General features: G+C 34.2%; 25 protein-coding genes and 1 CRISPR repeat array. Of the genes, 22 read left to right on the top strand and 3 right to left on the bottom strand.

Annotated features, from left to right (window positions below; translation table 11 throughout):
- The first annotated feature begins 316 nt into the window (after nucleotides 1-316).
- The 7 genes from AMD27_RS16940 to AMD27_RS16905 all read left to right on the top strand — a co-directional run bounded on the left by AMD27_RS16940 (nucleotide 317) and on the right by AMD27_RS16905 (nucleotide 6868).
- Nucleotides 317-1078, top strand: a complete 762-nt coding sequence (locus tag AMD27_RS16940) for a hypothetical protein (protein WP_067663565.1) — start codon at nucleotides 317-319, stop codon at nucleotides 1076-1078.
- On the top strand, nucleotides 1075-1686 hold the full coding sequence (locus AMD27_RS16935) for a type I-E CRISPR-associated protein Cas6/Cse3/CasE (RefSeq protein WP_067663562.1): 612 nt from the start codon (nucleotides 1075-1077) through the stop codon (nucleotides 1684-1686). The genes AMD27_RS16940 and AMD27_RS16935 overlap by 4 nt, the downstream gene beginning before the upstream one ends.
- Complete coding sequence (locus tag AMD27_RS16930; RefSeq protein ID WP_067663559.1) at nucleotides 1679-3721, top strand: helicase C-terminal domain-containing protein; 2043 nt, start codon at nucleotides 1679-1681, stop codon at nucleotides 3719-3721. The genes AMD27_RS16935 and AMD27_RS16930 overlap by 8 nt, the downstream gene beginning before the upstream one ends.
- Nucleotides 3718-4377 carry a hypothetical protein gene (locus AMD27_RS16925; protein WP_067663556.1) on the top strand — a complete coding sequence of 220 codons (660 nt, stop codon included), beginning with the start codon at nucleotides 3718-3720 and terminating at the stop codon, nucleotides 4375-4377. Before AMD27_RS16930 ends, AMD27_RS16925 begins: the two co-directional genes overlap by 4 nt.
- Nucleotides 4378-4388: 11 nt before the next feature.
- On the top strand, nucleotides 4389-5402 hold the full coding sequence (locus tag AMD27_RS16920; RefSeq protein ID WP_067663553.1) for an RAMP superfamily CRISPR-associated protein: 1014 nt from the start codon (nucleotides 4389-4391) through the stop codon (nucleotides 5400-5402).
- 595 nt (nucleotides 5403-5997) lie between these two features.
- Nucleotides 5998-6435: a hypothetical protein gene (locus AMD27_RS16910; RefSeq protein WP_067663547.1), complete on the top strand. Its 438-nt coding sequence runs from the start codon at nucleotides 5998-6000 to the stop codon at nucleotides 6433-6435.
- A gap of 7 nt (nucleotides 6436-6442) precedes the next feature.
- The gene (locus tag AMD27_RS16905; protein ID WP_067663544.1) at nucleotides 6443-6868 is read left to right on the top strand and encodes a hypothetical protein; all 426 of its coding nucleotides are present in this window, start codon (nucleotides 6443-6445) and stop codon (nucleotides 6866-6868) included.
- A gap of 291 nt (nucleotides 6869-7159) precedes the next feature.
- Nucleotides 7160-7428: direct repeats of the CRISPR family, unit length 28 nt; unit sequence CCTAAAAACCGCGTGTGCGATGTATCAC.
- 202 nt (nucleotides 7429-7630) lie between these two features.
- Here AMD27_RS16905 and AMD27_RS16900 read toward each other — a convergent pair.
- The gene (locus tag AMD27_RS16900) at nucleotides 7631-8686 is read right to left on the bottom strand and encodes a DNA sulfur modification protein DndB (protein WP_067663541.1); all 1056 of its coding nucleotides are present in this window, start codon (nucleotides 8684-8686) and stop codon (nucleotides 7631-7633) included.
- Between the two features lie 231 nt (nucleotides 8687-8917).
- On the opposite strand from AMD27_RS16900, the gene AMD27_RS16895 reads away from it, so the two are divergent.
- The 14 genes from AMD27_RS16895 (at nucleotide 8918) to AMD27_RS16830 (ending at nucleotide 18235) form a co-directional block, all read left to right on the top strand.
- The gene (locus tag AMD27_RS16895) at nucleotides 8918-9565 is read left to right on the top strand and encodes a single-stranded DNA-binding protein (protein WP_067663538.1); all 648 of its coding nucleotides are present in this window, start codon (nucleotides 8918-8920) and stop codon (nucleotides 9563-9565) included.
- 16 nt (nucleotides 9566-9581) lie between these two features.
- On the top strand, nucleotides 9582-9773 hold the full coding sequence (locus tag AMD27_RS16890) for a hypothetical protein (RefSeq protein ID WP_067663535.1): 192 nt from the start codon (nucleotides 9582-9584) through the stop codon (nucleotides 9771-9773).
- Nucleotides 9774-10065: 292 nt separating this feature from the next.
- A complete protein-coding gene (locus AMD27_RS16885; RefSeq protein WP_067663532.1) occupies nucleotides 10066-10572 on the top strand; it encodes a hypothetical protein in 507 nt (168 codons plus the stop codon).
- Nucleotides 10573-11068: 496 nt separating this feature from the next.
- Nucleotides 11069-11614, top strand: a complete 546-nt coding sequence (locus AMD27_RS16880) for a hypothetical protein (protein WP_067663529.1) — start codon at nucleotides 11069-11071, stop codon at nucleotides 11612-11614.
- A 274-nt stretch (nucleotides 11615-11888) separates the two neighbouring features.
- Nucleotides 11889-12356: a hypothetical protein gene (locus AMD27_RS16875; protein WP_067663526.1), complete on the top strand. Its 468-nt coding sequence runs from the start codon at nucleotides 11889-11891 to the stop codon at nucleotides 12354-12356.
- A gap of 14 nt (nucleotides 12357-12370) precedes the next feature.
- The gene (locus AMD27_RS16870; protein WP_067663523.1) at nucleotides 12371-12646 is read left to right on the top strand and encodes a hypothetical protein; all 276 of its coding nucleotides are present in this window, start codon (nucleotides 12371-12373) and stop codon (nucleotides 12644-12646) included.
- A 62-nt stretch (nucleotides 12647-12708) separates the two neighbouring features.
- Nucleotides 12709-13200, top strand: a complete 492-nt coding sequence (locus tag AMD27_RS16865; RefSeq protein ID WP_150115843.1) for a hypothetical protein — start codon at nucleotides 12709-12711, stop codon at nucleotides 13198-13200.
- A complete protein-coding gene (locus AMD27_RS16860; protein ID WP_067663516.1) occupies nucleotides 13200-13454 on the top strand; it encodes a hypothetical protein in 255 nt (84 codons plus the stop codon). Before AMD27_RS16865 ends, AMD27_RS16860 begins: the two co-directional genes overlap by 1 nt.
- A gap of 397 nt (nucleotides 13455-13851) precedes the next feature.
- Nucleotides 13852-14979: a toxic anion resistance protein gene (locus tag AMD27_RS16855; RefSeq protein WP_067663513.1), complete on the top strand. Its 1128-nt coding sequence runs from the start codon at nucleotides 13852-13854 to the stop codon at nucleotides 14977-14979.
- A gap of 72 nt (nucleotides 14980-15051) precedes the next feature.
- The gene (locus tag AMD27_RS16850) at nucleotides 15052-15780 is read left to right on the top strand and encodes a plasmid fertility inhibition factor family protein (RefSeq protein ID WP_067663510.1); all 729 of its coding nucleotides are present in this window, start codon (nucleotides 15052-15054) and stop codon (nucleotides 15778-15780) included.
- A 59-nt stretch (nucleotides 15781-15839) separates the two neighbouring features.
- On the top strand, nucleotides 15840-16262 hold the full coding sequence (locus tag AMD27_RS16845; RefSeq protein WP_067663507.1) for a hypothetical protein: 423 nt from the start codon (nucleotides 15840-15842) through the stop codon (nucleotides 16260-16262).
- 239 nt (nucleotides 16263-16501) lie between these two features.
- Complete coding sequence (locus AMD27_RS16840) at nucleotides 16502-16696, top strand: hypothetical protein (RefSeq protein ID WP_067663504.1); 195 nt, start codon at nucleotides 16502-16504, stop codon at nucleotides 16694-16696.
- A gap of 114 nt (nucleotides 16697-16810) precedes the next feature.
- Complete coding sequence (locus AMD27_RS16835) at nucleotides 16811-17554, top strand: hypothetical protein (RefSeq protein ID WP_067663501.1); 744 nt, start codon at nucleotides 16811-16813, stop codon at nucleotides 17552-17554.
- A gap of 93 nt (nucleotides 17555-17647) precedes the next feature.
- The gene (locus tag AMD27_RS16830; RefSeq protein WP_067663498.1) at nucleotides 17648-18235 is read left to right on the top strand and encodes a hypothetical protein; all 588 of its coding nucleotides are present in this window, start codon (nucleotides 17648-17650) and stop codon (nucleotides 18233-18235) included.
- A 221-nt stretch (nucleotides 18236-18456) separates the two neighbouring features.
- Here AMD27_RS16830 and AMD27_RS16825 read toward each other — a convergent pair whose 3' ends face one another.
- Entirely contained in the window at nucleotides 18457-18885 is a 429-nt protein-coding gene (locus AMD27_RS16825) for a hypothetical protein (RefSeq protein WP_067663495.1), read from the bottom strand.
- A gap of 193 nt (nucleotides 18886-19078) precedes the next feature.
- Between AMD27_RS16825 and AMD27_RS16820 the strand changes: the two genes are divergently transcribed.
- Nucleotides 19079-19801 carry a hypothetical protein gene (locus tag AMD27_RS16820; protein ID WP_067663492.1) on the top strand — a complete coding sequence of 241 codons (723 nt, stop codon included), beginning with the start codon at nucleotides 19079-19081 and terminating at the stop codon, nucleotides 19799-19801.
- A gap of 258 nt (nucleotides 19802-20059) precedes the next feature.
- On the opposite strand, the gene AMD27_RS16815 is transcribed toward AMD27_RS16820, so the two are convergent.
- Complete coding sequence (locus AMD27_RS16815) at nucleotides 20060-20311, bottom strand: hypothetical protein (RefSeq protein WP_067663489.1); 252 nt, start codon at nucleotides 20309-20311, stop codon at nucleotides 20060-20062.
- Nucleotides 20312-21607 lie beyond the last annotated feature (1296 nt).

The raw sequence follows: 21607 nt of genomic DNA, 5'->3' as shown, positions 1-21607 counted from the left end.
CACACGCGGTTTTAAATCAAGTTTGCTTATGAAATTGGCAAAATGACAGATAAGTTAAGATTTATTTTAAATTCGTGACACATAAGTTTAGATTTATTTTTTTGAAAATAACTTAACTGACTGATAACTTAGTTTTTAAGCAATTAAAACTTGTTTCAGTCTCGAAATATTTGTCAAAAATCTTAGATCAATTGTCTTTAAAGACCAATGACATAAGTAAACAAAAATGTCGCACTATTTTATAATTATTTATATCCATATACCGCATTGTGATGTATTATTTATATAAAGCTGTGACCAACCTTGATGGTATAAAATGAGCATTGACGCATTAGATTTAATACGGGAAAAAATTGTTCCGTTATTTAAAAAAGAATTTGACCAACTTGAAAAAGACCATGGGCCATGTGAAGTTTTTGGCAATGAAGTTGAAGGTTATGTAAACGTTAGTTCTGACGGCATTCGCACAGTACAAAGTGATGTTTTGCGTGTGTTTGCACAACCAAGTTATGAAAACATTGGTATTGCACAAGGGACATTTGAAGCACCAAAAATTCCTATGCGTTTTATGGACTATAAAAATGCATGGATGCTGATTCCTACTGGTGATGAACAACCAGAATTTTGGGTCGGTGGTAAATACTTTGAAAAGTTATCACCTACCTTCCCTTTTATAGCAAAAGGTTTATCTGGCAATGCTGCATTAATTGCAATGCTTGAAGATCACCGCGCTTATCTAGCAATCAATATCACACCGCGCAAAGAACTCTATTTAAATAACCTACTTGTCGGTGATGAAGGCCATCTTGTCATTTGTGATGAAACAGGTACAACAATCGTACCCCGTAAAGGATGGTTAGCGTTTAAAGAAGCATTCCTTGCCCTAGATAAGAATACTAAAACAGAAGGTCTTGTTGTATTACGTGGAATTACAGCTGGTCGTATGAGTCAGTTAAGTGATCGTGTACAAAAGTTTTATACAGATAACATGGAATTCGCCCAGTTGTGTGCAGAAGTACTACCACATGACCCACAGGCAAAAACTATTTGGCTCTCAGCAATAGGTGCAGCAGAATGATTGGTTATCACATGGCAATTCCCTATGTTGACAGTGATGTTCACGGCGCAGTTTTCAGAACAATGGCATCTGCAAAAATTCGTGACTTCCTCCCCGACAATCCTGATCGTAAATCGATTGTTTTCGCTCCATTCAACGAGTACATAATTATTCGTAGTAGTGGAGACATTCCGAAAGCATTAGCCAAAAAAGTAACATTAGATGTGACTTGTGGTGATTCTATTACCGGTTCAGTCACCCTGTCACGGGACCTACAAGTTATGCGTTCAAAAGAAGAACGTATGGCGTTTGAAAAACAGCATGGTCGTAAAGCCAAAAATGCTGAAAACCATGAATATATTAAGCTCGAAGGTGAGCGACTAGATAATTATTTATCAAAATTATTCACAAAAGCCGGCTTATCCGACTTCCAATATAAAGAAGGCGTTAGTACACGTAAAGAACATGCTGTTAAGCGCGGTAATATCTCAAAGCCATTGGAAACAATGGAAATTAGTTTTACTGCAAAAATCGTTGACCTAGAAGCATTTGAAAGCGCTTGGCTTAATGGTATTGGTCGCTATAAAACTTATGGCTTTGGTATGCTTCGGGTGTCTAAAAATGACTAAATTCCTAGATTATATAGATCAGGTTTTTAAGCCAAATGGAATTCTGGCAGAATTAGGTGGCCGCTATGTAAAAGAACAGCATGATTATGCGCTTTACATTGCTAAAACTATTGTTCACCCTGAAAAAGCAGCCTCATATTTGCAAGCAGATACAGGAATTGGTAAATCATTTGGTTACTTGATTCCTGCAGCTATATACATTGCAATGACACCTGAATTTGGCGATAAAAAAATTATTGTCAGTACCTATACCAGACAATTGCAGAAACAGATTCTCAATGAAGATGTTCCTTTTATCCGTGAAGTTCTTCATAAATTAGGTCTAGATAACAATCTAGTCATTTGCTACAGAATGGGTCGTCAAGCATTCTTCTCGCCTGATCGTACCACTGCCCTATGCCATGCATTAATAGCAGCTGATAACAGCCGTAAGGATGAGTTACTAGGCTTTGTAGATACAGTAAAAGACATGTGCAAAGACGGTTCTGGTTTGTGGGCCGACTACATTGAAGAATACGGCGATTTACCTGCAGATATCGCCATCGATGATATTTGCCTACTGCATCGTCAGACAGTTGACAATGAAGCTTTTGAGTACCATCTACAACGTGTAAAAGAAGCATCAATCGTTGTTTCAAATCACCATAGTCTAATTCTTTCGAAACAAACCGGTTTAGATAAGCTTGATATACATACCATCATCTTTGATGAAGCTCATAAGTGCCGTGAAATTTGTTTCGATCTATTCAACTATCGCACAAGCATTTCAGAATTTAAACGTCTTCTAACCCATTTAGAGGACTATAAAGAACTTACAGTGCAAGTAAATGCAAGTTGGTCATTGCTCAATCAATTTGAAATTGATTTGAAAAATTACCCGCGTTTTAACCATGTGGAATTCATCACAGAAACATCAGACCGTAAGCATTTTGCAGTCTATAAAGAACAGATTTTAAGTTTTTCATATCTATTTTCAAAGTTGCTGTCGAAGTTCTTAAGCTCAATGGAATCTGACGATTTAGATATTAAACTTTCAACCTTAGCGCGTGATGCTGAAAAGGCAATTTCAGCACTGGCTCGATGGGAACAGCCTGTAGATGAGTACACAATCTCTGCAATCGGGTTTTCTAAAATAAAACGGAATATTTCACTTGCAACACTGAATGTTTTTGCTTCGGGTATTTTCGGAGTAATTATGGGCAAACTTGCTGATCGAATCATTCTCACCAGTGCGACCATTTCAGATTCACGCCGTGAACTATCATTTAACAATTGCCAATATAGTCTTGGGCTACGCTCAATACCGGTATTGTTCGAAGCTTCATTATCTCCACAGCATTATGCAAATATGGAGTTTGTTTTAACTCAAAATGATATCCCTTCACCAGTACTTGAATTTTCAGAAATTGAAATGACCTTTCATCCTGAATGGATTAAAAACACAGTCTTAATGATTGAGGCTGCTAGAAAAACCGGTGAAAACATTTTGGTATTAACTAACTCACATAGTGAAAGTAAAACCATTGGGATTCTACTCAAAAAACAAGCAGATATTTGTATTCATGAAAGTGGCCACGCTTTGAAAGAGTACATTGCTGATTTTAAATCAGGTAAATGCAAGACTTTGGTTAGTTGCGTAGCATGGGAAGGGTTAAACGTTAAAAAAGAAAATGGCGACCAGTTGATCTCTAATGTAGTGATGACTCGTATTCCTTTTAGCCCTCCCAATAGCTTAATTCAATTTGCATTGAAGTCAGGTGCATTGCTCAAAGGTGCATCGAACTTAGCAAAAAATAATGCGCTATGGGTCAATCAGCAAGATGATGTTATAGCAAAAATGAAACAGGGTTTTGGTCGTGGTACACGCGGTCCTGACCATAGTGTGAAGATTTGGATTGCTGATAGTCGTATGCCTTATAACCGCAACGTTAAAGGTAATTCGGCTCTATTAAATGCAATTCCAACAAGATTCATGAACAACTTTTTAAACGCAGAAATATTCTTACAGGAAAAAAAGGAGGTTTTCTTAATATGAAAAGATTGAAAATCACCATCCAGATAGGCTCACCCATTTTACAGCCTAAGTATCCGATTAATTTGGATGGCTTGCTGTACTGGGCATTCAAAGCAAACTCTGATTTGGATGATAACGCTATTTTGGCAAAGATCGATACTGTATTAGATAAAGACCCAGCCAGCGGAATCTATAAAGCTTCCTCATTGCGTTTTATTCGAAGTAAAGATTACCCAGTTGAAGCAATTGAATGGGCTATGGCCACACGAACACATTGGGAAGATTGGCATTTTCCGAAGGCTGAAAAAAAGGCAACCATTATTACCAAAAGTGGCGGCTTCCGTAAGCGTGTGACCACCCACAAAGGTATTAAAGCTGGTTTTATTGAATTCAACGCCGTGGGCGATGCCAAAAAAATTGAGTACCTTTTGAATAGTCTTGGCTTTATTGGTCTTAATAACTCTCAAGGTTTTGGCGAAATTCAAGATATTCAGATTTCTGAAATTGAAAATGATTACAGTTTTTTTGATGAAAACAATGAATTAGCCCGAAATCTACCTGTCAATATGGTTGAGAAAAAAGGTTATTTGAATGTTAAAAACTCTGTAAAACCGCCTTACCAAACGTCTGAACGAATTGATTCTTTTATCCCTAATTTCCGTCTTAAAACCATTTAAGGAAGTACATAATGAAAACAGTTAAATTTATCGGCACAATCACTACCGTTGCACCAGTAAACGTATCTCTACCGAGTGTAAAAGGCATTCCTAAAAATTCACACAATGCCTATTACATTCCAGCTTCTAGTTTACGCGGTATGTTGCGTAGCACAGCATCTCATGCTATTGCGCATGAACTTGCTAAAGTTGATAAAAAACTATCTGTTGATGAAATCTACATGAACTTTTCTGGTGTAGACACTGGTCGTAAAGTTAAGCTTGGTGGCGGTTATGAAACCGTTAATAAAAATGGTCCAATTCGTGAAGTAAACCCACAAATTTCAGTTTTTGGTAATTTTGCCATTGGCGGTAATTTAAAAGTTGGTAATGCTTACTGCAGCGAAACAGATAGCCCTATTACTAAATATGGTAATGGTGCGCGTAACCACGCATTTAATCGCCAACCAAGCCTCGTTGGTTTCGTAGATACCGAAGAATTAGATTATCTTCAAAAAATTATGAATGATGATGCATTAACATCACTAGAAACATCTGATTTAAAGAAAGATCGTAAAGACTTAGAAAAGTCTCTTAAAGGTGCGACTGCAGAAGAACGTAAGATTATCGGCGCTCAAATTGATGGGATTGATGAACAAATTCGCGCTGCAAAAGATGCACGTACAGGCTCAAGCGAATCTATTTTACGTCCGTTAGATGGTTTTGAAGCGATTGATGAAGGTTATACATTGTCACACCGTATGACACTGACTAACCCATCACATAAAGAACTTCAATATCTACTTTGGATTTTATATAAATCAAGCGTTAACTTTTCAGTTGGTGGCCATCAAAACCTTGGTTGTGGTGACATTCACGGTACTTGGAAAATTGTTGAATCATCTTTTGATGAACCTATGCCAAAAACAATTGGTGAGCTAACAATCAACGATGATGGATTCCAATTAACCGGTTTAAATTTTGATGCCAAAGCAATTGAAACCGCAATTCAAGATGGTACTTTTAATTTTGGTGCTTATTTCTAATTAGTATAGGGAGTCTCTTATGGCATTTTATAAAGCATAGAGACTCCCTAAGTTAAAAAATTCTTGAATTTGAAGGGCAAACTTAAAAGGAAATACGATGTTTTCCATTATTGATAAATCAGCACTATTTTGCTTTATCGTTGCGATTATATTTATTTCTGCACATATTTTCTTTAAAAAGAGAAAGCCAAAAACAAATAATGGTTTACTATTATTGTGCGGTATTATTTTGATTCCCATTTCTATTGGATTTCAATTTTTATCAAATTGAATAATATATTCATAATATGATTAATTAATACCACTTAAAAGCCTGACAATCAGGCTTTTTTCTTCGAATATCTACCGCCAGCGCTTACGCTACAGAACAAATTGGCTTGCGCAAATTCGTTTGTCTGCGGCGCTGAAATGCCCAAAAATAATTTATCAATTAGGGTCCGATTGCAGTGCTCTTAATAAATAAGGGAATTTAAAAAGCAAGGACAGATTACCTGAAAATATTAATAAAAAAACATATAATTATATTATTTTACATACACTTACACAATTTGATGTGGTATATGATTATAATTGGTTATCAGCAATGGAGCTTATTATGAACACTAAAGATATCAATTCAATTGAACAAGCAGTTGCTTTAGTTTATTTAACCGAACCCTCTTTTTTCTATAATTATCGTTCAACAAAATTTGAAGTAATGCCTAATTCTGAATCTGTAGATGATCAGAAAGTAACAACCGAAGTGAATATTAAAAATAAGAAACTCGATATTAACTTCAAGTTTAGAATTATTTACCGTGTAGCAGTTAAATTAGATAAAACTAATCATGAATGCAGCGCAAAGCTTTTCAAATCACCGACAAATCAAAAGTTTTTTTCAGTTGAATTGAATGAAAACAGTGATCAAATCAAAAATCTAGGCAAAGAAGGTACTGAATTATTCATTGAAGATAATATTGTGCTACCAAATAACCTTCATCTAGAAGCATTTCGTCAAGGTGTTGAGAGTGCCTTAGAAAAGGTTAGAGGATAATATTAAAATGGAAGCTGCAAAATTTATTACTGAAATGGATGCACTAGGCCTTCTTACTCCAGATAACATTTGCTTCAACATGGGGACAGATGCTGACAGCATTGAAGAACAAGAGAATGATATTTTCGAACATGACAGTGTTTCTGAAATGCCACTCTTTTCTTCTGAGGAAAGATTAGAAGGTTATGTAAAATTAAGCGTGGCCACTCAATTTAAAGTGCAAGAAGATGAAACAGGTATCAGTATTAAACTACTGACGCAGAGCGATGAAAATGGCAATCCTCAAAATTTTATAGTCTATGACGATTTTGAGGAATATTTAAATGTACGTTCTGCTGATGAAAACTTTATAGCAAACAATACAAAGTTGCCTGAATGGTTTTTGCTTTATTCATTAAGCAATGTTTTAGATAGCTATGTTGAAAACTATTGATGTATGTAAGCAAAGAACTGGCTAATGTCGGTTCTCCTTCACAGCTTATGCTGCACTAAAAACCGCGTGTGCGATGTACTACTCGACAATAGCAACTTTCTCTTTTATACACATCATGAAAACCGCATGTGCGATGTGTCACCTTATGACATTCGATTGACGTTTAACTTGCATCCAAAAACCGCGTGTGCGGTGTATTACTCATATAATTATAAAGAAGAATACTCTCAATTCCTAAAAACGCATGTGCGATGTCTCGCGTAGTTTTGCTCGAACAGATTGTAGTTTTGCTTCTAAAAACCGCGTGTGCGATATGTCACCGTATCAAAAGCAGTAACCTCCCAGCCATGTTCCTATAAACCGCGTGTGCGATGTGTCACTTAGTTGTGGTTCATGTGTTTTAGAATGCCAACCTAAAAACCGCGTGTGCGATGTATCACGCCCCGCCATGCCTATTTTGGCTTTCAAGTGACCTAAAAACCGCGTGTGCGATGTATCACAACTGACAGGCTTAGGAAAGCCGCATTAGCGGCCTAAAAACCGCGTGTGCGATGTATCACTAGAGAAATTTTACCATAAGCTTATAATATTTTTAGTTTTTTTAAGATAAATAGAGATAACCCAAATTATTAAACAATAATATAACTCAATGTATTTATTAAACTTTACTTTTCTGTAAATTTATTGGGTAAATAGGTTTTTATCTTATAGTCATTTAAATAATGCCCCAATTTAAAAAAAGGGGCGATTTTACTGAGAAATTTATATGTTTTTCAAAAATTCTGTTTCCCGATTCTTTTGAGCTTTATTCAGCGCTACGCCTAAGTACTGCAAAATTTTATTTGCAGTCAATTCAATGTTTTTTCGGGATTTCGTTATTTTCCCAGTAACAACGGCTCGATCTTTCCAGTCTGGATTAGAACGGTTCCAATCTATCCCGACTAAGCCATTGAGTATTTCAGGCCATTCAGAAGGAAATTTTTCAATGAGAGTTCGCCCCACTTCTGCTAATGCCGATAACGTTACAGCGTGGACAGATATTGATTGCTCACGAAGTTCTCCAGCATTTTTCTGGCCATCCCAATCTGTCATCACTGACGCTACAGTATTCCAAAACTGAATCAGTGTTTTTTGATCAAACATAGTTTCATCTGATGAAGTTTTGAGTAGTTCCTTATTGGCTTGATATATAGCACTAAATGTAAAAATATTGTCAGATTGAGGCGGTAAATTGGTACGCTCATAATCAGTATTATTTTTAAATACAGGAATTTGTTCAATAAGTACTTTCGAAAATGATGTTAGATAATCTCTATGGTTATATAGCATCTTAATTGACTGAGGTGGCTTTACTGCATTGATGTTGATATCAGCAAATACCTGTTGTGAATCTGAAAGGTTTCCACATATCAAAAGTTTGACTTGGATTACTTCATCGCCTAAATATTTGCGTTGTTGGAGTGCCAACTGAATTCCAGCGCAACGATGTTGCCCGTCTAAAATTTGAAGTTTTGAACCCATTTTAATTTTTAGAGTCACAATATCCCGCTGCAACTGATCAGGGGTCTGCTCAACCTCACCTATGATTTGAGCAACTAAAGGAGGGAGTACATAGCTGTCAGGATTGTCCACCAAGTATTTAGCAATCTGGTTCACACGAGCTTTATTCAACATTCGCTGCTTTCGTTCAATTACAGGAAGTGAAAAATCTTCTTGCTCAAAGAGAGTACCAACCATATTTAGAGGTATTTGAATAATATATGACATTTTTCGGCCTTGAATGCCCCGAAGTGCCGTAAATGAATAGAAGTTTTCCATGTTTATCACCCGTTATTAATAGTATAATCATATACCACAAAAAAACTGAATCAAAATTAATCCATGTTATTAATTGTTAATGTTTTTATTAGTATAAATTCAAATAAAACTGTGCATTTTTTTTAAAAAACATAAAATAATTACACAATGTTACGGCACATATTGCGGTATATGGTTATAATATTATTATATTGGATTGTCCCATATCACTTTTCTAGAAGGAATTTTTTCATGCAAACAATTAATCATGTAAACATTTTAGGCTATGTTGGAAAAGAAGCTGAATTCTATAAGAATCAGTATGGGACTAAAGCTATTTTATCTGTAGCAACACGTACAAATGAACGTGTTCAGTGGCATTTAGTGGCATTCTACGATAAAGATGCAGAAGCAATTGCACTTCTAAAAAGAGGTGATGAAATTTTAATTACTGGGTGTCTTGAATACTTTAAATGGCTTGATTGTAATGGGAATGAACGAATAGCACCCGAGATTGCAGTAAACAGCTTTAATATTGTGAAAGGTCAAAAGACTAATCTTGTACAGGTTGAACAAGTCAATCAGTCTAATGGCCAAGACCAGCGCTTTGATAACAACGATATGCACCATGAAGATATCCACTTGAATCATGGCCAAGACCAGCACTTTGATAACAACGATATGCACCTTGAAGATATGCACTGGAATGATGGCAAAGATCAGCATTTTGATAACAACGATATGCACTTGAATGATGGCCAAGACCAACTCTTTAATGTTAAAGGTGGATATGGAAATCATCATCAAACAATCAATAACTTTGTTGAAATTGATTTAAATGATAAATTTGATTTAGAACATTATCAGCATGGTGGTTTTGCGAATCGGAAGCAATATTAATAAGATGGAACTAAAAATGAAAAACAGCAATCATGAGCACAAACGCCATAAATGGGTGTTCAAAGAAAATCATAATGTAGTTGTCCAAAGATACCGTGCCTACCCTGTTGCAGGATTATCTGCCACAACATTACAAGGGCTTTATCAGTGCGTTTGTGGCGAATATAAATGGGGTTCCCCCCAGTTAAAAAAGCCAGAAACTCAATAAAAATTGCTTTAATTGATTTTTTGCCTTTTTTGAAAACAAACAAATCACCGTCTGTAATTATGTTGTTTTCGTGGCGCGGTTGACACCGCTAATCTCTGCGGCAATTTATCCCCGATTGGTCCTAAATTCCCAAAGCAATCCCTAGCCTACGGCTACACTCGTTTTATTTTTGGAAGTACAACAATAAATTACATTATATTTCAAAAGCTTAATTTAACAAATGGCAACATTATAAATTATGCACTTTGTGGTATATGATATAGGATATCCATTGAATTTTATGGGGAAGTATATGCAACATAACGAAATTTTAAACTTGATGACACAATCAATTCTAACGCCTGCAGAATTCAATCCTACGACACATTTTTTAAATCTAAAAAGCGTTGGTATCTTTGTTAATGGCTGCCCTTTAATGCTATTAGGCCCGTCTGATGATGCTGATTCTCATGATTTAGCAGATAGACTTTTAAACAACTCAGATTTTCATGAAATGATTGATACCAAATTTGGTTGTAGTGCGATCACCAAAGGTATCTATGAAAACTCCGAACTTCAAGAATTAAAATATATTTCCTTGACCAGTAGCGTACAAGGTGAAATTAAAAAAATTGGAAATAAGAAAACATGCCTTGGGCCATTATTAGCCATATTTGTTGGTGATTATGAGTCGAGTCGTCAAATTAGCATTCACTGCTGTATTCAAAACGATATTATGAAATGTTTTTCACCAGATGCTACAAATTTGAATCCCATAATTAAAAATGGCCCAGCCAAGAAATCAAATTTGTATTGCTAAAATATCTTTTAGCACCAACGTAGAATACAAAATACTCCAATTATATTGGGGTATTTTTTTTGAATATCTTAAGCATTAACATAAACTTACTATACATATTTGTGGTATATGATTATAATTAAATCAAGTTTTCAAAATTTCTTTATAAATCCCTTGAAAGACAGGACTTTTCCACCCAAGACAACAAAGGCTTAGGAGATCGAACGTGTGTGATAAAAAAGTAAAAAGTGAAAGTGAAAGCATTGGTTGCGATAACAACAGGTTCCCAGAATTAAATGGCCGAACGTGCAGTGAAATGCTCGACTGTTGCAATTGTGGAGAGACAAGCGATGGTTGTGGTTGTAAGTATTGTTTTTCTTGCAATGCGTGTGAATTTTGCTTGAACGAAGATTAAAGAACATATAAAAGCCCTACTTCAGAGGTTTTATATTTTAATAATAAAAAAAATATAATAATTACATAAACTTACTTTATATATTTGCGGTATATGGTTATAATGAATAATCAACAACAAATAGCAATGGTGAATAAAATGGGTTGGACTGGGATTTATGCAAACTATGTGAATATCAAAGAGTTCGCAGATGCTCAATTAGTGCCGAAAAATAATAGCGAATACACTCTAATTGATAGAAGTATTTTTGGTAATGAAGTCTATTTGTTGTTGGAACATAAACAGACCAAAGAAAAAGTAATTAATGTCGTTTTGGTTAATCGTAACGCAGGCGAATGGCTATACAAAGAAATGTCTGAATCTGTTGGGCCATACTATTACAACTGTGCTGATCGCCTATTAGTACAAAGTACTTGTCGTTATCCAGATGCAATCATTTGGAGAAATAAATGTACTGAGCTACGCCTAAATAAGAATAGAAAATTACGCGCAGCAAAAGAGCTAAAAGGTGGAGAAATTCTTAAATATGAAGGTGAAGAACTTATTTATGTTAGACCATATAACAAAAGCTATGGTCAATTAGTTTGCACTAAAGATGAAAAGCCTTACCGCTATAAAATAACAGATTTAGTTTTTCCAAATGCCTAAATAAAACATAACCAAAGGCCTGCATAAATTGTAGGCCTTTTTCTAATTGCCATTCAATAAAAGGCCTCGCTTACGCTCTAAAACCGTTTTGCTTGCGCGAATGACCTGTCGGACAAGGAATGGATACTCGAATTTTAAAACCTTCTTTCCCCGACTGGACTCACCTTACTAAAATTAAGGATATTTAAAATAAAAACACTATAATTTACATATATTTACTTTATATGAATGCGGTATATGGTTATAATAGGTTATCAACAACGGAGTTACCCTTATGTTAATCCATTCAGCATCATTATCAGTTGGAATTCTAACTTTAACGGTTTGTTCTTCACTTGGTCTTCAATTGATTGTGAATCATGTAAAGGTTAGTCGTGATAATAAACTTGCGATCAAGAAAGGAAAATTTAATTCTGAAATATTCAATGTTTTAAAAGCGAATGGTGTAGATATACAAGGTATTATCAGATCAAGCTTTATGGAACTGTCGCATAAATATAATTTAAATGCAGAAGAACTTGCAGCATGGACATTCCTTTTTCAAAGCCTAGAGTGTCTAGAGGTAAAATTAAATTGTGCAACGCTATTTAGTGCGATTTTTGGAAGAACAATTGCTATGAATGGTGAGCTTAGAAAGCCTATTTTAAGCTTATTACGTGAATTTAAAAGATTGGCAGTAGTAACTCAGAATGATAGCCTATCAGCATGTTTTATCTCTGATATTAAGCAATATTCTCTCTAATGTGAGTCATCATTATGTCCTTAAAAACCACCCTCCCATCTGACGATGAGATTGAAGAAATTGCAAATGAATTAGATGGACTTGAAGAAACCTTCTCTAAGAGCCAAAAGCGAGTTTTAGAAGAATTTGGTTATGACAACAGCATTGTTGAAAATAAAGTTTTTTTCGAAAAATTAGATAATCATGTATTCCATTGCGATTATTGTGACCAGTGGAAACAGACAGGTTTACGTGTGACGAATGAAAGCGCAGAAGATGAAATGTGCGAAGATTGTGACGATAAGTATTGATTTATATCGTTTTATTATCGGTTTATTTGATTTCAACTTTGAGAATAATTTAGGTGCTTATGATGGAAAGTCAAGCTAAAGAAATAAAAATCCAAGTTGGAAATGAGCTTAAAACCTTTATTGGTAGTCTATTAGAATCTGTTGATGGCACACCACGTTTAGGTTTTGATAATTATGTAGATTACTCGGTCTATAAGCGAGAGGCTGATAATTATTTTGTTTGTTATGACGAACAGGAAGAACGATTCAAGATCGTAGAGTCTGAAAAGCAAGTAGTTGATTTTTTTGGTTGGGACTTAGTAGCAAAAAATCTCTATGAACGTTTAGGGATAGCTACAACTCAACTCATTTCTACAGAAGGGTCAGGCTACCCTATCGAATTGGTTATAGAGAATGACTACAATATTTCATTCTATGGCAAGAGAATTATGAGAAGTTTTTCTGATGAATCTGATTTATTGGATGAGCTTTATCTAACAGTAGACGGAAAATACATTTTGTGCAGAAAAGATGCCCAAAGTTATTATGACGTAAAAGTATTGGAGAAAACCTAATGGGTAATTCAGTGGGACTACCAGCGGAGCATAGTGGACCAAGTGTATACTTTACTGCAATGTGGCTCCAAACATTTAATAAAGAACTCATACTTGAGCGTTTAGACTTAGTAGAGGGATATATTAATGAAGCTTATTTACGTTTCAGCGATAGTAAGTTTAATAACTCGCTTAAATCAGAAATGGATTGTATTACACATTTTCTTGAAAATGAGCATACCAAAAACATCCAATATAAGTTTACAGATGACTAATTTTGAATATCCATTCGGATTAAATGAATATTGAATAATAGCTCCAATAGGGGCTATTTTTTGTGGGCTAAACTATCTATTTTGCACTGATGGTCGGCTACGCTAGCGCTTCGAACCACTATGCTTGCGCCGTGGTTTGAATTTAGCTTACGCACTTTGGCCAATAGCTTACGCTCTTGTCTGGTTTTACAGAAAAAGGGGTTTTGATTTTTTTATGCCTTGGTTTTGGGTAAGCTACTTTATTATTAATTTTTTTTAAAAAGCCATCTTATTAAATTAAAATATCGATCATGCTACAAATTTTTACTATTATATTTTGCGGTATATGGTTATACTCTAAATATTAAGAATGTATTCAGCGAATTTGTCGCTTGTTAAGAATCTACGGGAAACTCTTATGACAGTATTAAAAAATATTGAAGTTCTACCGCCTGCAGTTGCAATTGAACAGCGCTTTAAAGAACTCAATTTAACAGAATTAGGTCTTGTTGCCGCAGATTTTGATCTTGTGGCATCGGCAGCCAAGGACCTTGACACTCTAGATACTACTGCAGTTGCCGAATATGGTAAAAATATCGCTTCCAAAACGGCATCTTGTACTGATGAATTATTAGGATTAGTTAAAAATAAAGACCTAGATGAAACTGGTCAAAAACTCAATCAAGTTGTACGTGTAGCTCAAAATGTTAATGTTAATGCACTGGTGAATCCAAACCGTCCAAAAGGTTTATTTGGTGTGATAATTGGAAAATTCCGTGGCATGAAACAAAACATGAATGAGAATTTCAGCACAACCAAAGAGCAGATCGATACTTTAGTTTTGGAAATCGAATCCACTCAAACAGGACTCAAATCACGCATTAACACGCTTAATAAAATGTATGAAGGTGTAACCGATGAATACAAACAATTAGGCGTTTATGCTGCAGCAGGAAAGCTTAGACAAGCTGAAATTCAAGAAAAAATTGCTGATCTGTCGAATGGTGATAAATCTCAAGCAGTGATTCAGGAAATTTATGATTTAAATCACGTAGCAAATAATCTGGAAAAGCGGGTTAGTGACTTAATTATTTTGCAACAATCAGCATTACAAACTTTGCCAATGATTCGAATCATCCAAGGCAACAATGCAATGCTTGTCGATAAATTCTATGCAGTGAAGAACATTACCCTACCCGCATGGAAGAATCAGATCAGCTTGGCTATTTCACTTCAAGAGCAAAAGAACAGTGTTGAATTAGCAAATACCATTGATGATGCAACAAATGATTTATTAAAACGAAATGCAGATATGTTGCATCAAAACTCTGTTGCGACTGCAAAAGCGAATCAACGTTCAGTGATTGATATTGATACATTGGAGCATGTGCAAAATACATTGATAAAATCTGTAAATGATGTGATCAAAATTCAACAAGATGGTCAGCGTGAACGCGAAGAAGCCAGTATTAAACTAAGTAATATGCAGAAGACCTTCAATTCTTCAATGGTAACGCAGATTGCTGAATTCAATAAAAAGCATTAAGTCTAGTAATGCCCTATATTGTGAAAAAATATGGGGCTTTTTTGTATTTGGGTATATAGAGGCTTTATTTGAATGAAAAATCACCACTTAATGTTTCAACATTTTATGCCATTAGATAACCATTATGATTACCTAAAAAAACTTGAATGTCTGAAACTTCAAGCTGCTTTAATCGAATACGAGAACCCTAGCCCTGCAGTGCTTGATTCAATTAACTATAAGGGGGCAAGTTGGAGAGTTAATCTACCTAACTCTGATTCGAGAATAATGTACAGTGAATTTGGTGACATGGATAATGAACTTCATGTGGTCCATGTAAGTTCTAAAAAATTTTACTATTTTTGGTTAATTTCATCACTACATTCAGATGACAAGCACAGGACTATAAACTGTGTGTTGTTGAGAGATATGCCGAAAGACTATAAGTTTGATCGAGCTACTCTTGGTTTTGCAATCAAAGATAAACCTGTACCTTTAGCTCAGCTAAATGCCCTCTATGAAAACAGTATTCTAAAACTAGCCTTCAACGGTGGTGTAACTAGGACGCTATGGTTATTGTCCCAAGGTGTAGAATCATTTCCAATTGAAGTATTAAACAGAGAAACAGCATTCTTAATACATGAGTTTTTTGGTACTGGTGACGGTCCATTGAGTTACCAAGAGTTGAAAGAGATGCATAACGTTAAAAAACCTTATTTTGCATGTTCTGGTGAAGAAATGATTGAACTGATAAATCAAAAGGATTTCTTCAAAAATATACAAAATCAAGAATTTGTTAAAAGCCTAGAACGTAATGCCTAACAAAATTAGCTTCAATCAATAAAAATTTAGGGTAATGAATCAATGTCATATAAAGCACAGTGTTTAGCGATAAATCCAAAACTCAAAGCGGAAAAAAAAATAATAATTGGCAAATAAAATATTACCAAAGTGAATTTGGGCGTATTTGTTCATCTGCAGTACAAGCATGGGAATCGGCATACAAACATCTACAATCAATCATGTATAAAAAAGATGATTTAGTTGTCATGGATAATTGCATGGAGGCTGGTTGCCCAACAAAAGGAAAACGAATTTGGCGATGCCGGACAGATCACTTTACCGCTTGTTCTGGTGATATAGCTATATTCTTAGAAGATAACCATGGTTATAACTATTCGGGTTACTTTCTTACTTATTTCTTACGACCAGCAAGTGAAGACGAAATTAAAGCGTTTGAGGGGCAAAGCCCTATACCGCCAAAGGCTGAAAAATTAAATTTAAGCAGCCCAAGCCTTTTATAAATCATCATTTTGTGAGGTGAGTAAATGAATATCACAGCTAAGTACTTAATCTTTTTTTATATTATTTTCAGTATCGACCGCAATTGCATTGTTTTACGTTAACGAGGTTGGATTAGATAAAGAAAATACATATTCATTCACCTCCCTATACCTAATTTCAATACTTTCGAGCTTAAGTGTTGCTATTGGTCTACCTGAATATATTAAAACTAAATAGTTATCAAAATATAGGTAATACTATGAAAACAACGAACTTCAAAAAACTAGAAATTGATGACGGAAATGGACATATATGGGTCGAAATACTAAATAGACCCATTGGTCTTATTGGGAAAATAGCATGTAGTCAATGCGGTTATTTACGCCGTGTTGATGAAAAAGGAACTCCATTAAACAAGAATTGTGTGGGTAAAGTTAAAGTTACTTTACGATAATCCAACCTCTATTTATTATTAATAGATAACAAGACAAATATAATAATTACATAAACTTACTTTATATATATGCGGTATATGGTTATAATTGGTTATCAGCAACGGAGCTAACTAATGAATAATGCCGCACATCTATTAGAATTTGATGATCTTCCTGAAAATGGAGAGGCTTTTGATTTTTTACTTTCTGTCCCAAATGCAGAAAACACAAATTTGTCAGATATCGACTTCTCAACACTTCTCCCAATACCGACATATATCATTGGACCAGATGAAACTCATGAATGGTGCATGAATAATTGGAATAATCTTGGGAACTCAATGCATACAGATGTTGTTGATGAACAGACATTAGAATTTGAAACAAATAGTGGGCATTGTCAGAAATTCATTGAGTTATGGGCTAAAAAATTCCAATTCACGGGGCAGTACAGAGCAATCAGCTCCGACTTAAAAGATTGGCGCATTGTCCATTTTACGAATGGGGAAATTGATAGTTCAAGCATTAACAATCCTGCAGAATTCAATAATCAATGTTATGAATTGCGCGGTTTTCATTTTTTTGAAGTTGTTGATAAAACCACGCCAAATTACATTAAGTATTTAGCTGATGTAATCGCATATTATTCAGCGTTTGATTTTGTTATGAATGAAGAAGTTGCTAAATTTTCAAGTAAAAATGGAAATCAATTTGATCTGTCGTACAGTGTCGAACAGGATAAACTCAAAGCTTCAGTTGGCAACACAGAATATTTTTCTGAGGTTATTAATCAAGGGTATTTCCCGTCTGAAAGAATCGAAAGGTTTGTAGACCTCATTAATGCTCAATTTAAGCGTATGGATGGCTTTTTTAATTAGATTGGTAAATTGGTGCATTTGTGATTTAGGCGCTGTACAGAGCAAATGAGGCTGTATCAGCGTATAATAATTTATGGTTTAGGTGACTCAAACATGAATAGTAAGTTTCGGATTTATAAGACCACGGATGCTTATCTAAAACAATCTTCCGACTTTCAGGAATTATTGGCAATAATTGATATTCCTAATCTACGCTTAACCGGACAAGATGGAACTCATTACAGAATTAATTTGAACCATTTCGCAATTAATGACGCGTATGCAAAATTTGATTTTAATAAGGCTGTTCCAGAGCCAATTTTTTGGCTTATTCCAATGGACGACTTTATTTGGCATTTAGTTAAATTAAAATCAACAGAGAAAAGAGACTACGTTCGCTTAGCAGATGGAAAATGGCGAAGCTTTCGAGATGGTCTTGTTTATGAAATTGATGCAATTGAACATATCGATAATAAAAAAACGTTTAAACGTTGTCATCAGTACTTGTTTAAAAACGGCTATAAATATTTTAGCAATGTATTTGTCCGTGAAACGGCTAAATTTTTAATTCGCTCTTTAGGAGACCAGAACAGACGTTATACAAAATTAGAAAATAAACGGACTGACCTAGCTGCAGCATTCATTGAAAATGATTTGGATGGTGATGAAGATAATATTCAAGGCTATATCTACCCCGCCTAAAGCGTTACTAAATGTCCAATTAGATATTAATTTTGCAGGCTAGTGAAGAAGGCTCCGCTTACGCTCTTGCGCTATTTGTTCGCACAAATAGCTTATGGCTGCCGGAGGTGGTAATCGAAAAATATAAGCATCTCATATCTTTTACTGTTAGATGAATATTTGAAGTATTGGAAAAGCAAAAATGGAGCTATAAGCTCCATTTTTTTGTGACTGGTGACGATCTAAGTCAAATTAACATTTGAATCATCAAAAGTATTAAATCTCAAAATAACACTAGCTTCTTCATTTGTTAATTCTTCTGGGAGTTCAAGACGCTTAACAATATCGCCACCCATGTCCACCCATCCTTCATGTTCACTATATTGATCAAAAAAAGCTGATTCACTAGGTTTTAGTGCATTTTCGTCTAGTATATCTTTAATGTCAGAGTATGTTTCTACACTACAATCTGAGTTTGTTAAAAATACAAATCCAGCCCATTGTTTTGCTAAGACAGGATTACGGGCAGCTACAACAAATGTATAATTTTTATCATTCATGTCACCATTTGCCATCCAATGCTTTTCACCCTGAATGATATAAATACAATAACCTTCCGGCAAGTTATTTAGCTCAATACGATTATTTAAAAAATCTTTAAAAGTAGCCATTTGCGGTCTCCGTTGCTGATAACTCATTATAACCATATACCACAAATAAGACAATAAAAAGTTTACTTTAAACGCCGATAATTGACGCTTTTATTTTTATATTATTATATATTTTCATTAGCTTACATAATTTAAATTGATATAAATGCGGTATATGATTATAATTAAAAACATCAACAATGGAGCTAAAAAAATGAATTTCAATCACAACGTAAAAAACTTAATAGTCATCACTGGTGGGGATTTATCAATAGCGCTTCAAGATGTTAATTCTGAAATTTCAAAATTTGATTTTTCCAAAGTAATATCATGCCCTAAATTATTTACTAAAGAAGATGGAGTGGCATTTTATCACTCATTGATGGGGTATTTGAGTGCCTTAGAACTAACAAAAAAAGAAGTTAGTGAAATTATGGCTCCACATTATGCATTTTTCTCAATCGAAAATTTTGATTCATTAGTGAATGAACATAAGAAAACGCTAAAGCTTCGATATGATCAAGAGGGCAACTTACGTGAACCAAATATTTATAAACTTTACCCTGCTACAAGTGCTGAATATATTGAATTAGGTAAGCAGGCTTATAATTTTTTAATTAAGCATGAAGCATTCACGGATATTGTTTGGATGCAGAAAAACTGGTGTTCTGGTGCTCAACCAGAAAACGTGGAAGTGGTAAAAAACACAATTACGTTTAACAGCTTATGGACTGTACCCTTTCCAGTGATAGAAAATTGGGCTAATAAACACAAGCTTTCGTTTGACTACTTAACTCTAACAAGCAGTACATGCCAATGGAGCTATGCAAACTACATTGACGGCAATGTAATTAATAAGCGCTGGAGCGATGATATTGACCTTGATTACATTATGAATGCATTCAAGACCGACCAAGAAACTGCATTTACACATTAAGAAGGTATTTGATAAGCCCTACTAAATAATATAGGGCTTATCCCCTTTAATTTACAGCCTATGCTTGCGCTCAGAGCCATGTGTTTGCACACATGCTCTTTCAACTCGCTAATACTCGATGTCCAATAGCTTGCGCTAGTGGAATCGCTCCGCGGGTATTCAGGAAGGTGAATCTCTGCTTTTAAATTAGTGGGGGCAATCTTAAAAACATAATTCCCAAGTTATTAAGTCTAATGGTTCAATGCTTTTTGGGAGTATTCAAGTCGAAAGTTGGATTTCTAATGGTTGATAAACAGCGTAGTAGACAAAGAAAATTAGGGCCTTCCATTCTTTTTCTGAGAAGTTGAAGCCACTATATCCGGTGGCGATATCAATAAGCTTTTCTATTTGAGTTCTTGATTCATTAACTTTGATCTTTAGATCAAACATTTGATTAATTTGTTCAATCAATTCTATATCGTTTAGGACTGCAGCGAAGCATAGAAAAATCATCATTATCTTGAATTTCATGAATTATTTCATGAGGAATAGGTTTATCAAAATCAAGTGTGTCTAGTGAAGTCATAATTATCCAAGCATAAATTGTTTTAGAAAAAATATACTAAAAATAACTAAAATAAAAGTGGTATATGATTATAATATAATGTAAACTAATTGTATTCAATTGATTCATGTTTATCAATTGGTTAGCTGTTCTTATCTATGAATAATTACAGTGTTAATTGGGTTCCTTAATCTTTATCTAATTAGCTAAAGGTACGTTTTTATAATGTTTTTAATATTTATTAAAATATTGAAAATATTAATTTAATATTTTATAATAATTGAATAGGTTTTATTTTTAATGAAAAACGAATTATTTATTGAGAAATCAAATAGTTGTTCATCTTGTGTTAAGTTATCTAGTGAAAGACTAGAATTAATTCAAGGCATTAAAGATTTATACCACAAAGATTTGGATGCTTTTTTAAGTATCAAAAAGAAATGCTAATCGGACTCTCACTCAGCTCCGATTTTCATAAGCTTTAACACTGAATTCATTCATGCTGCTAAAGCTCAACCTGCTAGGCGCACTGTCCTCACAGTGCGCCTTTTTAATGTCTGCAGAAAAGACTTTAATAAGTTGTAAAAATAATTCACATAGAATGGGATTATTATTGATACCAGTAATGAATTTTGAGTAAGTAAAAATAACACAATGATTTCAAAAATATTTGATTTTATATTCATTGGTAAATTCAAAAAGAGTTAACCTTACTTAAAGTTACATTTAAAAATAGGGATTATTTCTGATAATCAATGACGCTGTAAATTATTTTTCATTTACTCGACTGGTCAATTATTGAAATTTGTATTCAATCTATTATTAATTGAATATTATATTAAATAATAAATCATTAGACAAATAATTATTATATTAAATAATAAATCATTAGATAAATAATTATTATATTAAATAATAAATCATTAGATAAATAATTATTATATTAATAATAAATGAATTTTTTATAGTATCAAAAATAGGGTTATTTCTGATAGAATTTTTATTCTGAAATTTTTAAAATCGGAATTGGTTTTTCTAATACAACATATTTGAATTTAAAAGCATAGGGAGTCATGTAACTAATTGGTTTTAATCACTAATCACTATCCATTTCACACATCAAAACAATCATTTCACACTGGAATGTATCCATTTCACACATCAAAACTATCATTTCACACATCAAAACTATCATTTCACACATCAAAACTTGCTTCACACATAAAAACTATAATTACCCACAACCTTATCCACAATCAGAT

The organism is Acinetobacter sp. TGL-Y2, from assembly GCF_001612555.1.
GTDB lineage: Bacteria > Pseudomonadota > Gammaproteobacteria > Pseudomonadales > Moraxellaceae > Acinetobacter.
Note: the sequence above shows the minus strand (reverse complement) of the source record. Positions and strands in the feature narration are given on the sequence as shown.